This is a genomic window from Moorena sp. SIO4A1, from assembly GCF_010672065.1.
Taxonomy (GTDB): Bacteria; Cyanobacteriota; Cyanobacteriia; order Cyanobacteriales; family Coleofasciculaceae; genus Moorena.
In genome coordinates, this window is record NZ_JAAHHX010000114.1 from 1 (window position 1) to 11,544 (window position 11,544).

General features: G+C 46.2%; 15 protein-coding genes and 1 pseudogene. 6 read left to right on the top strand and 10 right to left on the bottom strand.

Annotation, left to right across the window (positions count from 1 at the left end; genetic code table 11):
* Positions 1–122: 122 nt before the first annotated feature.
* Together F6K53_RS33795 and F6K53_RS33800 are read right to left on the bottom strand one after the other, a co-directional pair.
* Positions 123–926 (bottom strand): DUF6444 domain-containing protein, encoded by an 804-nt coding sequence (locus F6K53_RS33795; protein ID WP_293029987.1) that lies wholly within the window; start codon positions 924–926, stop codon positions 123–125.
* 160 nt (positions 927–1,086) lie between these two features.
* Entirely contained in the window at positions 1,087–1,986 is a 900-nt protein-coding gene (locus F6K53_RS33800) for a biotin/lipoyl-binding protein (protein WP_293029984.1), read from the bottom strand.
* Positions 1,987–2,391: 405 nt separating this feature from the next.
* On the opposite strand from F6K53_RS33800, the pseudogene F6K53_RS33805 reads away from it, so the two are divergent.
* Together F6K53_RS33805 and F6K53_RS33810 are read left to right on the top strand one after the other, a co-directional pair.
* A pseudogene (locus F6K53_RS33805) lies at positions 2,392–3,820 on the top strand (IS4 family transposase).
* Positions 3,813–3,962: a hypothetical protein gene (locus F6K53_RS33810; protein ID WP_293029981.1), complete on the top strand. Its 150-nt coding sequence runs from the start codon at positions 3,813–3,815 to the stop codon at positions 3,960–3,962. Before F6K53_RS33805 ends, F6K53_RS33810 begins: the two are co-directional and overlap by 8 nt.
* On the opposite strand, the gene F6K53_RS33815 is transcribed toward F6K53_RS33810, so the two are convergent.
* Positions 3,947–4,756, bottom strand: a complete 810-nt coding sequence (locus F6K53_RS33815; RefSeq protein WP_293029979.1) for an ATP-binding cassette domain-containing protein — start codon at positions 4,754–4,756, stop codon at positions 3,947–3,949. The two genes, F6K53_RS33810 and F6K53_RS33815, sit on opposite strands and share 16 nt — an antisense overlap.
* A gap of 184 nt (positions 4,757–4,940) precedes the next feature.
* On the opposite strand from F6K53_RS33815, the gene F6K53_RS33820 reads away from it, so the two are divergent.
* Complete coding sequence (locus F6K53_RS33820; RefSeq protein ID WP_293029976.1) at positions 4,941–5,096, top strand: hypothetical protein; 156 nt, start codon at positions 4,941–4,943, stop codon at positions 5,094–5,096.
* 544 nt (positions 5,097–5,640) lie between these two features.
* Here F6K53_RS33820 and F6K53_RS33825 read toward each other — a convergent pair.
* From F6K53_RS33825 to F6K53_RS33840, 6 genes are all read right to left on the bottom strand, one after another.
* A complete protein-coding gene (locus F6K53_RS33825; RefSeq protein ID WP_293029973.1) occupies positions 5,641–5,991 on the bottom strand; it encodes a hypothetical protein in 351 nt (116 codons plus the stop codon).
* A 118-nt stretch (positions 5,992–6,109) separates the two neighbouring features.
* Complete coding sequence (locus F6K53_RS33830) at positions 6,110–6,472, bottom strand: ABC transporter transmembrane domain-containing protein (protein ID WP_293029990.1); 363 nt, start codon at positions 6,470–6,472, stop codon at positions 6,110–6,112.
* Between the two features lie 118 nt (positions 6,473–6,590).
* Entirely contained in the window at positions 6,591–6,956 is a 366-nt protein-coding gene (locus tag F6K53_RS46135; protein WP_364304460.1) for an HNH endonuclease, read from the bottom strand.
* Entirely contained in the window at positions 6,892–7,038 is a 147-nt protein-coding gene (locus tag F6K53_RS46140) for a hypothetical protein (protein ID WP_364304470.1), read from the bottom strand. The genes F6K53_RS46135 and F6K53_RS46140 overlap by 65 nt, the downstream gene beginning before the upstream one ends.
* Entirely contained in the window at positions 7,038–8,291 is a 1,254-nt protein-coding gene (gene ltrA / locus F6K53_RS33835) for a group II intron reverse transcriptase/maturase (protein ID WP_364304462.1), read from the bottom strand. Before ltrA ends, F6K53_RS46140 begins: the two co-directional genes overlap by 1 nt.
* Positions 8,292–8,867: 576 nt before the next feature.
* Complete coding sequence (locus F6K53_RS33840) at positions 8,868–9,476, bottom strand: ABC transporter transmembrane domain-containing protein (RefSeq protein WP_293030610.1); 609 nt, start codon at positions 9,474–9,476, stop codon at positions 8,868–8,870.
* 73 nt (positions 9,477–9,549) lie between these two features.
* Here F6K53_RS33840 and F6K53_RS33845 point away from each other — a divergent pair, with 73 nt between their 5' ends.
* The 3 genes from F6K53_RS33845 to F6K53_RS33855 are packed head-to-tail and all read left to right on the top strand — an operon-like array spanning position 9,550 to position 10,718.
* A complete protein-coding gene (locus F6K53_RS33845; protein ID WP_293030607.1) occupies positions 9,550–9,783 on the top strand; it encodes a hypothetical protein in 234 nt (77 codons plus the stop codon).
* Positions 9,780–10,013, top strand: a complete 234-nt coding sequence (locus F6K53_RS33850) for a hypothetical protein (protein WP_293030604.1) — start codon at positions 9,780–9,782, stop codon at positions 10,011–10,013. The genes F6K53_RS33845 and F6K53_RS33850 overlap by 4 nt, the downstream gene beginning before the upstream one ends.
* Before the next feature lie 18 nt (positions 10,014–10,031).
* On the top strand, positions 10,032–10,718 hold the full coding sequence (locus F6K53_RS33855; protein ID WP_293030601.1) for a hypothetical protein: 687 nt from the start codon (positions 10,032–10,034) through the stop codon (positions 10,716–10,718).
* A 47-nt stretch (positions 10,719–10,765) separates the two neighbouring features.
* Here the strand turns inward: F6K53_RS33855 and F6K53_RS33860 are convergent, their stop codons facing one another.
* Entirely contained in the window at positions 10,766–11,407 is a 642-nt protein-coding gene (locus F6K53_RS33860; protein ID WP_293030598.1) for an HlyD family efflux transporter periplasmic adaptor subunit, read from the bottom strand.
* Positions 11,408–11,544 lie beyond the last annotated feature (137 nt).

Consider the following 11,544-nt stretch of genomic DNA (forward strand, 5'->3'; position numbering starts at 1 on the left):
GAGTTCGATCGCCTGAATTACTTTTTGGCGCAGGTCTTCGCTGTAAGGAAAAGGCATGACAGAAATCGGACGATAAGTGGAAGGGCTTTTCGTTTTCTTTGTCCTAACTATGATGGCGACTGCTATAGCTCGAAACGGGCTGCTCCTACCACCAAAGAGTGTTGGACATAAAGTTTGGCATCCTCAACACTGCTTGCCACTGCATCGCTTGCTTCTTGCCGGAGTTTGTTTACCGTTCCTAATGACATGGTTTTCTCAAACAAGTCAGCGTCTTGATGCAATAGCGAGTGGGGGAAACCCCCAAGACCGCGCTGCATCGCTAGAGCACTTTGCACCTGGCGTTGACTATTGCGGTAAACGACCCTCAGTAGTGCCACCATTGCTACTACTCGTACTCCGTATCCACTCCTGTTGACCTCCTCTGGCAATTTAGCCCTGGTTGATCTCTGACATTGCCCACACTTCAACGAGTGTAAACGATGCTCGATCACGATCGGTTCAATCGGTGGAATCTCTACTATTTGGTGGCGATAGGGGTTTTGATCTTCGACCCTTAGTCTTTTCCCACAACAGGAGCATTTGCTTGGATGATGGTCAATGATCTGGTTACACCGCTCGATTGGATACAAGTCTCGACTATGCCCATCATGACCTGGTTGACCTCCTCGTTTTCTCTTACTTTTGTTTTTCTGTGGTTTTTTTTCCAGCCCTGGTGGGTCAAAGGAAGGAGGCGATGATGAGTTCTTTGATGTCCGTCGGGTTTTTTCTAATAGCTGTTGCTGAACTGCCGATATATCTGTGAGTTGTTTTTCTAAATTTTCAATTTGCTGCGCCATTCCCTCTACCAGTTTTTTGACACTGGCTGGAGTTTCTTCCCAATCTGACCAGGGGACTTGCTCGCTCATGTTTGGGCGCTGCTGTTCCATGTTCCTTACCGCACGCATATTCTCGCTACCATTTTTGGCGAGGGCTCTTCTACCCCCTGAACGCTTACTTTTTGTCACCCCTGAACGCTTACGAATGAACTAAAGTTTTATAACTCCGTTCTTGCTCTTGCAAGCGCAGGCGAGCTTGTTTAATATCAGCCTATGCTTGATGAATCGTCTTTTCATAAGTACCTTGTTGTTCTTTCAGACGAGACTGAGCTTGTTTTATTTCTAATTCAGTTCTGATGATAGTTTTCTGGGCTTCTTTGGCTGACTGTTCAACCTCTAAAAAGCGTTCTTTGGACAAAACCCCCTCTTCATAAGCTTGTTGGTAACGGGGAATTCTTTCTTCAGCACTTTCTAAACGAATGCTTTCTAATTCATAGGCAACCTTGCTAGAGTCTATCGCCCCTCGTGCCTGCTCTATTTGTGCCAATAGTTCTTGTTTTTGTAAACTGTAGGCGAACTTGAACGCTTCCAGATTCTGCCGTGCTTGCTCGACTTGCGCCTGTTTTTCCAACTCTTGAGCTTGGTTTTGTTGCTCCTGGGTACGCAGAGCCAGTATCAATTGGTTTTTGAGCACCTCTAATTGATTCAGGCGATTCTGTTGCCCTTCTAATTTTTTTTGTTCCTGCTGAAGTTCAGTGCTAACTAACTCTGATTCCAGTTCTAGTAAGGTTTGACCAGCCGTTACCAATTCCCCTTCTTTGACCTTAATTGCTGCTACCGTTCCTGCTACGGGAGCATCAAGTTTGATAGTTTCCCCCGTAGGTTCCAATCTTCCTCTGGCTTTTCCCGTCTCATCCACCTTCGAGAATATCGCCCAAGGTAAAGCAATACCGATAAATACTATCAAAAAATACAGTAATCCCCTTGTCCAAACCTGGGGTAATGTATCCAGCAGTTCCTTAGTAGCATAAGACCAGTCATGACCCTGGAGTGGTTGATCATTCCTAGGTTGAGACGTCGTTTCTTGGGTGAGTAACTCCTCATAGCGACGCTGATCTGGAATAGTTTGAGTAGGACTATGTCCATTTAATGTATGATGATTGTCAGCCATAGCAGTATTTTGGATTGTTGGCTAAAGGATGAAAAAAATTACGGTAAATTAACTCAGCTGAGGCAGGGCTGGGGAGGATCGAGCCTTGGGGATGTTGTTAAGGGTGTTGATCCCCCTAAATCCCCCTTAATAAGCTATGCATTAGTCACATCTTTCTTAACAATCCAGAGAGCTGATGGGACGTGAGGCAAGGTGGAATTACTTGATATTACTTAATCCATATCCGTGTTGAGTTTTTGTTCTTCCATTCAACCTCCATTGGGTACTTCATAATGTAATACAGAAGAATTCTGCATTTGGGGTAGCTTGGCGTACGCTATTACTTGCTGACGAACTCAGGGATGATCCAATGTTCGTGAGTAAACTGACAGAGCCACGAAAAATTCTCAACTCGGAGGGACTTAAATGAAAGCTTGGGCAGTAGAAGAGCTGCAAGATGCTGAATTAGGGGATGTACGTCGCAAAAAACGGTTGATGCGGATAGGAGCGCGATTTGGCAGCCCAACCGAATGCCAGTGTGCCGCAAGCTTCGGGAAACTTAGCTGCGACCCAGGCTGCCTATAAGTTTTGGCGCATCACCTTACATCAAACCGGAAGCGATCGCATCAGCTCACCAACGCCGTACATTAAAACGAGTAAAACTTGAGTCTATTGTCATGGCCATTCAAGACACAACAGAACTCAATTTCACTCATCATCCAGGGAAGAGGGGTATGGGTTACTTGGACAATGCTAAGGCAAGAGGCTTAAAAATTCACTCAGTATTTTGTAGTACAAGTAATGGTGTGCCTAATGGTGTATTACATCAACAAGTCTGGGCTAGGGATATCGCTGAGTTGGGTTCGAAGCATCAACGACACAAAAAACCCATCTCAGCAAAAAGAGAGCCAGCGTTGGTTAACTGCCTTGGATGCTACCCAGAGTCTGATTCGAGATCAAATTACCGTTGTCACAGTGGCTGTGCGCGTTGCTGACATCTATGAGTTGTTCATGCTGCCGCGCCGCCCTTCCTCGGAGTTTCTGATACGAGCGATGCACAACCGTACAGTCTTTCCCTACCTCTTTTGACCAACAACTCCAACGTCTTGAGCAAGCAATTGGAAAAGTAATGCCTTGTGGTCAGCTGACCTTAGAACTCAGACGAAATCCAGAACGCCTTGCCCGTCTTGCTACTAGACGCCTACGTACTACAACCATTGAGTTACAACCACCAGCTACTCATCCCGAACGGGAGCGCCTCCAACCAATCCGCCTACAGGTAATAAAAGCAGAAGAAGAAAACCCACCACCCGGTGTGGAACCAGTTCGTTGGTTACTCTTGACTACCTTAGAGGTTACTGGCTTTGAGGATGTGGTGCAATGTTTGCGTTGGTACTCTTATCGTTGGTTGATTGAACGCTATCATTATGTCCTCAAGAGCGGTTGTCGCCTCGAACAACTGCAACTGGAAACTGCCGACCGGATCCACCGAGCTTTAGCCACTTACACCATTGTGGCTTGGCGCTTGTTGTGGATGACTTACTTGGCTCTAACCCACCCTGATACTCCTGGGGATACGGTACTAGAAACCCATGAGTGGCAAGCGCTTTACTGCACTATTCATCAAACACCCTCCCCACCTGAGGTCCCCCCTAATTTGAGGACTTGTGTGCGTTGGATAGCCCAGTTGGGTGGTTTTTTGGCGCGCAATAGAGATGGTGAACCAGGGGTGAAAACCCTTTGGCAGGGTCTGCGACGACTGCATGATATCGCACAGACTTGGCTTCTACTTTCCCCCAAAACCACTTCTGGTGTCAAGTCCCATTATGTTAAGAAAGATGTGACTAATGCATAGCTTAATAAGGGGGACTTTACCGATTCCTCCCGACTCCCTGTTCCCTGTTCCCTGTTCCCTGTTCCCTATTCCCTGTTCCCTATTCCCTACTCCCTACTCCCTACTCCCTACTCCCTACTCCCTCCCCTATAACTGCTGCTGATTCAGATAGAAATAATGTCCTCGCTTTGCCATTAAGTCTTCGTGAGTACCGCTTTCAATCAATACCCCTCTATCGAGCACTAAAATCAGGTCAGCTTTGCTTACGGTAGAAAGACGATGAGCAATAACTAGGGTGGTGCGGTTTTTGAGAATAGTATTGAGATTGGTCTGAATAATCCGCTCCGATTCCGCATCCAGGTGGGAGGTGGCTTCATCGAAAATTAATAGGCGGGGATTTCCCAAGAGGGCGCGAGCAATGGCTAAACGCTGTCGCTGTCCCCCAGACAACATCCCTCCTCCCTCGCCAATCTCGGTTTCATAGCCCATGGGCAGTTTTTGGATAAATTCATCGGCACCGGCCAGTTTTGCTGCTGCCATAATTTCGTCTAAGCTAGCTGAGGGATAAGCCAGACCGATGTTTTCTCGAATTGTCCCTCCAAACAGAAAGGTATCTTGATCCACCACACCAATTTGCTGGCGCAAGGAGCCTAAGGAAAGACTGGTGATATCTTGCCCATCAATCAACACTTTCCCATCTGAGGGAAGATACAGCCCCAACATCAGCTTGGAAATAGTGGTTTTACCGGAACCACTGCGCCCCACTAGGGCGACCATTTGCCCTGGTTTTACCTCAAAACTAAGATTTTCCAAGACATTGGTATCACTTTCTGGGTGATAGCGGAAGGTGACCTGATCAAAGCGAATGTGACCGCGCAATTCAGGTAATGATTGCCGTGCTTGATGGACCAAATCTTCTTCTGGTTGGTAATCCAGCACATCATTGATGCGCTCCATGGCAATCACAACTTCCTGAAATTCATTCCACAGTACCGTTAGCCTTTGGAAAGGGGTAATCCTGGTTGACTGACAAAACTATTCAGCAGCATACTTGTACGTTTGTATTTTGAATTCCAGCCGATAAAATCGTTTCAGATGTTGTTTTCGCGAAGCTATCACCGGGTCAGGGTCTTGATTAGTTGTGAAACACACCCGTCGAATTAGTGTCCAGCCATTCTCTGGCATAGGCTTTGATCCACTCCCAACCAATCCGAAAGTAGCTGTTACCCCGCGCACCAGTGAGTATCGACCCACCGACGCTTACCCGTTTCTACAACCTCAACACCTTGAGCGGTGACGCAAACGAGTGGCTACGGCCAGGATAAACCACAACCGAGATAGGGCAGGCACTGAACGAATTTCAGACTTCTGCACATTCGCTCCCATTGGACTGGTCATCCAAAAAGTTTTCCTCAATATCAAACCGCAACCCATATTCTTGCGCATGTTTGGAGAGTGGTCTGTTCATCACTGATAATGGCCCATTATCACCATTGACATTGTTGCGACCTCAGACCAGATGAACCGGACCAAAAAGCGTGCTCCTTGTGCAGCCTGACGTTATGAAAGCACAGGGCAACTCCACGTAGAACATGGAAATCTTTAAGCTGAGACCAGCCTTTCCCGGCGAGCCTTATCCAACTGTCCTTTTTCAATCGAATCCGATAATGCCATCCCCATTGGCAGGTCATCGCTTTGATCAAATCAGTGTGGACAAAGCCACGGTCTGCAAGCAAAACCACCTTGACTCCCATAGGGCTTCCGTTCAAGGGCTTGTTGCAGTAGACGCTCGATAATCGTTGAATGAGACAGACGCACGCTTAATGTTCCATCACCCGCGCCTAGCACAGGTAAGGCCCGTGCTTGATGCACCACAACCAATCGCACCAGACAATACTGATCCGGTGAACAGTGACCTTTCCAAGCCTCAGATATATAGAGTCATCTTGTCCTACCGCCAAAGCTGCTTGAATCAATGGAATGTAGCAGCCGTTCGCGTAGCGTGGCCTTTTGGCCATGGATGTTAATCCGAGCATTGTAAAGCCAACGTTGTATCCGACGTTGCTTGCTTTGAGCATATTGGCCGAACCACGGGACGAACGGGAATCCAACGGGTCAAATTGACTTCTCCTGTTTGGATCAAGGCCACCACCATCCATAAACAGGTCGTCAGGTGACCCAGGTGAGCCCATTCATGGGGTTGACCCAACCAGGTCTTAAGGGCATTGATTAGACGGGAGTTTTTTTCACAGCATTCCTAGGATTTGAGTGGTATCTGTCTTTAGAATGCTGGCTCCCACTCACTTGCTGTCAATACCTGCTATCTCCCTCCTGATAAGCATTTGACCAATTTGTGCTTAACTTTTTGTCAGTCAACCAGGGGGTAATCACTTGACCCAGCAACATATTAAAAGCCACCAATTGCCCAATGGTGAGCTGATTTTGAATCACCAACCATGCCCCAAACCAGAGCAGTGCGGTAGTGGCTAACCCCTCGATCGTATTGCTGAAAATCTGGAGTCGATTGCTAATCACTTGCCCAGAAAAGTTAGTTTTAACTTCTTTATTTAATAACTCTTCCCAATGCCAGCGTACGGTTTGCTCAACTGCTGTGGATTTGACAGTGCGGACACCAGAAAGCACTTCAATCAGATAACTGCTTTCTTTTGCGATCGCATGAAATAATTAAACTAAGCCAATAGGTCACCCCATTAACTCGTCTTCAAAACCGTACGTGACACTTTCGCATCATACGGCTCCTCATTATAGGAACACACTGACATTGGTACCTCTAGAACGGATTCTCATCTAACTGTTTCGAGTTGACTTTGTTTCCGTGCTTAAAATCGTGACAATGAAGGTGTAGTAATTCCAGATTTTCATCCTTGTTACTTCCATCCAGTGCGCGCGGTATTATATGGTGCGTTTCCAACAAATCTCCATCCCTGAAGGTGAGACCACAATGAGCACATTTCCCTTTTTGTCTTTTCAAAAGTTTTACCTTTCTACTGGTTGCTTGAGGGTGTTTACTCAGTCTGGTGCTCCAGTAAATTAGGTCTCCATCATATGGGCTTTTAGTGTCTTTGACCTTTTTATACCGTAGGATTTTGGTCGAGGCATGTAAGGGCAGGTAGTTTTCCTTCCCGGTCATGAACATCCAATTGTCCTTTCCGATGGTTCCCCAATATTTCTTGATTACCCAGGTTATTGATTTCTTGGGGTGTCTCCTTTTTCCCCATCAAGGCGAGTTTTTTCCATAGCAGGTGTCCCAAGGTAGTGTTCGCGTAGCGTGGCCATAGGCCAAGGTTTCTTTACTACAGACTGAACTGTAGTAGTTACACCATCCTCGTATCATGGGTTTCAGTTGGCGTATTAATGCCTCCTGTGGGGCAGCTCTGTATTTATCTATGACTTTTGAGAGCTGCCTATAATGCTCTAGAACTTTTTCTTTTGACGGTTTGATGATGGTTTTAAACCCTTGTTTGGACTGGTTTTTACCTACTTTGTATTGACGAATATTGAATCCTAGGAAGTCAAATCCGTCAAAAGTGTGAGTAACCTTGGTCTTGTTTGGTTTTAATTCCAAACCCATGTCATTCAACCATTTGCTGATAATTTTTTGACATTCTTCTACCACGGTTTGGTCTTTGTGCATGATGACAAAATCATCCGCGTATCGGATTAGACTTAATGCTCTCCTATTCTTGGATTTATTTCCTTTCATAGTTTCTGCGAATTGTTTAATCCGTTCCTCCATTCCGTGAAGGGCTATGTTGGCCAAAAGAGGAGATATCACTCCACCTTGTGGGGTGCCCTTTTCTGTAGTAGAGAATATCCCTTTATCCATGACACCAGCTTTTAACCAAGACTTGATTAAGCGTCTGATGGATGGGTAAGTATTTAACTTACTCAGAAGTGCATCATGGTTGATTTTATCGAAACATTTGGCAATATCCGCATCTAGTACCCATTTGGGTTTTCTGCTGATATTTTTAAATGTTGCTTCAATGGCATCGTGACATGAGCGTCCTGGTCTGAATCCGTATGAATTAGGTTCAAAACGCGCTTCCCATTCGGGTTCTAATGCCTGTTTGGTTAGCGCCTGCAATGCGCGGTCGTACATGGTAGGGATTCCTAATGGGCGTTTTTCCTTTCTTCCGGGTTTGGGAATCCAGACCCGACGAGTAGGTTGTGCCTTTTTGGAGATTTTGAGTGAGTCTACTAAGGCGAGGCGTCTTCTTTGGTTAAGATGTTTGACCCCGTCTATTCCGGCAGTCTTTTTGCCCTTGTTCTCCTGTGTAACCCTACGCACCGCAATCATTTTTGCTGTCCAGGATTTCATCAGAGTTTTTTGCAGCTTTCTTATCGCGCGGACATCACCACGTTCAGAGGCTCGAAATATTCGCTTTTGCAACTTAAATAGAGTCTTTTCTAACTTTCGCCAGTTGACTTTATTCCATTCCACCGTCTGGAAGCCCAGGGTTTTAGACATATCTATTGGTACTTACAACTATTTCTTTTCCTACAACGTGAGTCCGTCAGCGTATCCTAGGCATTACCCTAGGCGTTGGCTTCTGACTCAATCTTCCCCCGGTACGACATACGGCTAACTACCTACTCAGAATATTCGACCTTTCTGAGAGTACATATCGGGGTTAATTCGTTCCTGATAACCATTCTATGGACTTTTAGGGTGGTACTTTTCACCGGGAATATTATGGGAAATCATTAATTGAGGGAAGAACCAATTAATCCTGTTCCATTGACTTTTTGTCTGTGGCGTGTCAATCCATTTCGCCACGTAATTCTAACGATGATTCAAACGTACCTTTCTCTCGTACCCATGAGTCCTCTGCCTGTTACTAACTTCCCCTGGATTGGTTCCGCTTCACTGTTCGACCCTTGCATTAATCCGTAAGTTCGTTATTTCTTATGAATCAGGGTAGGGCTGTCACTCGGATTTCACGAGGGATGGATTTTCACCATCATGGTTATCAAGTTGTCAAGGTTCAGTTTCCTGAGACCAGGCGGCTAATCCCCCAAAACCCTTGTAGGGTAAGGTTTATAGTCAACGAATCGCACCTTCCCGAGAAATTCGTTTTAAAAATGGTGTAGAAATCAACGCCAGCAGGAAAAAAGGTGGTAAAATCACTAAAATTAGCAGCGCCATCTTCCAACTGTACCAAAACATCAACCCCACATAGATAAAAACTGTTAGTAAATCTAGCAGGATAGATAACGCCTCACCCGTGAGAAACCGCTCAATTTTACGATTTTCCTGAATCCGGGAGGTAATATCACCCACAAAACGAGACTCAAAGAAACCTAAAGGTAATCGCAAGGTATGGCTGATAAACCCCACAATCAGTGCTAGGTCTACCTTATTCGCCGTGTGGTCAAGCAAATATTGCCGCAACCCGGTAATCGCCACCCGAAACAGAGTAAACATCAGCAATCCTAACCCCACAGCAGTTAGGGTGAGGGTGCTCCGTTGCACCACCACTCGGTCTAAAATTATCTGGGTAAATATCGGTGTAATCAGACCAAATATCTGGATCATCAGGGAAGCAATAAACACCTCCAGCAACACGAAACTGTGAGGTTTTACCAACTCAAAAAATTGCCAGAAAGACGTCTTACTCCTGGCTGCCTGACACAAGTGGCTCAAAGCACGCAATTACATGGTTTATGAGAAAAAGGGCAGAGTGTTATGCTGACGCTAGAGCCATTACACAACTAGCAATTTGAGCATGTCTTACTCTACCCAATTTCATGATCAACTAATGAGCTTTTTGCGTCAATACAGCCGCTACCGCGATCTGCGTCACATCAAAGCTCTAGCTTGGATGGTGAGCGCCTTAATCTGTAGTGGCCAGTTTTGCCAACCGGCCTGGGAGCCTTATGTCCCGAGTCGTGCCAAATTTGCCCAAAGTGTTGAACGCGCCTTGGCACCGCTTTTTGAGCAATACTCGCCATTTGTGTGAAGTCGCTGTATATTCCCCTAGTATTACTCGCCTTAAAAGATTGGCAGTCCCACCGTCTATATCTTGCCCTCGATACCACAGTCTTATGGAATCGCTACTGTATGATTCATCTATCGGTGGTCTGTTGTGGTCGCGCCGTACCATTCCTATGGCGGGTACTGGAACACAACAGCGCGGCAGTAGCCTTCGATACATATCGACCCTTGTTACGTCAAAGCCAGTGGCTATGAAGTCAACATCCTGATGTGATGTTGAAAGCCCATCGGGGCAAAGCAAACCACGATCTGATCAGTTGGTTACAAGCTAGCAATTGGCACTACTGCCTACGATTGCCCTGTGATGTACTGCTTCATGGTCCCCATCGCTATCCCGTTGAAGTCAGCTATCTGTGGCCACCATATGGAGTTGCTGTCTTTTATCGTAATGTTGGTCTATGGCAAGATGGAGTACATCGTTGTAATCTTGTATTAGCCAAGGTCAAAGGGGTCTTCGAGCCCTGGGCCGTTATTACCGATGAGCCTCCCACCTTACTTTCTTTGTGGCAATACGGTTTCCGTTTTAGGGTAGAGGAACTATTTTTAGATAGCAAATCCGGAGCCAAAGAAGCTCGAAGACTCTCGCATTCGCTCAGCTGTTGCACGCTTAGCGGCTTATGCCCGTGGCTGCCGTGGCCTTGCTTTACGCCACCACCCAAGGCATGGCTGTTCAATCTTGTTGGCTTACGGCGACAGGTAGATCCCCATTGGTTTCGAGGCCTCAGCTATCTCAAAATTGGTCTGCGTTGGCTCAAGGGCGTAGTCAATAAAGGTCGGCTACTTTTAACGCCAGTACCATTGTTGCCAATAGATCCACAACCATGCTTTGCTAGCCATAAAGCCAAGTCTGATTACTACGACCAGATCTGGTTTTCGCGCATCCGGTCATGGAGCGTGTAGAACCTGATCAGCCTAGTTTTCACATAGATGTGTCAGGCAGTCAGGCGCTATAGTTCCAAACCCCCCTGCTGCAACTTCTTAAATGGATCCAGAATTAAATCCATAATCCGACGCTGGCGGACAATTACTTCTGCGGTTGCAGTCTCCCCTGGGCGGAGAGCAATACATTCCTTTGGTGTGGGCATACAGGTTTTATTGAGTTTAATTTCTAGGTCATAAGTAGGCACTTTACCCTGCTCCGTTTCCGTCACCTTGGAGGTTGGGTAAATTTTGATTACCTTTCCTTCTACTACCCCATAGTCTTGGAAAGGATAAGCATCAAACTTCATTTTCACTGCCATTCCTTCCCGTAAGGAGCCACTTTCTGAAATAGCGATCTGCGCCCGCAGGGAAAGGAAAGACCCCTGTGGGGCAATCTCGACTATAGTATCTCCAGGTTGCACCACAGCCCCGGCACTTTTGATTGGGGACTGAAACACGATTCCCTCGATCGGAGCAGCTAACATCCTTTGATTTAACTGAAATTCCAAGGATTTAATCTGACTTTTAGTCTGAGATAGTTCCGCTTGGAGGGTAGTAATTTGGGTTTCTATATTTTTCAGTTGTTCCTCACTTTTTAGTAACGCCAGTTTACCAGAATGAACGTAACCGTTCAGGGGGGTAGAAGTGGGATAGCCAAAAATTGCCACCAAACTATGGTATAGCAGTCGCCATCATAGTTAGGACAAAGAAAACGAAAAGCCCTTCCACTTATCGTCCGATTTCTGTCATGCCTTTTCCTTACAGCGAAGACCTGCGCCAAAAAGTAATTCAGGCGATCGAACTC

Coding starts and splice junctions, on each gene's coding strand:
- F6K53_RS33795 (WP_293029987.1), bottom strand. CDS start 926: ATGGAACAGCAGCGCCCAAACATGAGCGAGCAAGTCCCCTGGTCAGAT.
- F6K53_RS33800 (WP_293029984.1), bottom strand. CDS start 1,986: ATGGCTGACAATCATCATACATTAAATGGACATAGTCCTACTCAAACT.
- F6K53_RS33810 (WP_293029981.1), top strand. CDS start 3,813: ATGCATAGCTTAATAAGGGGGACTTTACCGATTCCTCCCGACTCCCTG.
- F6K53_RS33815 (WP_293029979.1), bottom strand. CDS start 4,756: ATGGAGCGCATCAATGATGTGCTGGATTACCAACCAGAAGAAGATTTG.
- F6K53_RS33825 (WP_293029973.1), bottom strand. CDS start 5,991: ATGGGCTCACCTGGGTCACCTGACGACCTGTTTATGGATGGTGGTGGC.
- F6K53_RS46135 (WP_364304460.1), bottom strand. CDS start 6,956: ATGTTCATGACCGGGAAGGAAAACTACCTGCCCTTACATGCCTCGACC.
- F6K53_RS46140 (WP_364304470.1), bottom strand. CDS start 7,038: ATGGGGAAAAAGGAGACACCCCAAGAAATCAATAACCTGGGTAATCAA.
- ltrA (WP_364304462.1), bottom strand. CDS start 8,291: ATGTCTAAAACCCTGGGCTTCCAGACGGTGGAATGGAATAAAGTCAAC.
- F6K53_RS33845 (WP_293030607.1), top strand. CDS start 9,550: ATGTCTTACTCTACCCAATTTCATGATCAACTAATGAGCTTTTTGCGT.
- F6K53_RS33855 (WP_293030601.1), top strand. CDS start 10,032: ATGTTGAAAGCCCATCGGGGCAAAGCAAACCACGATCTGATCAGTTGG.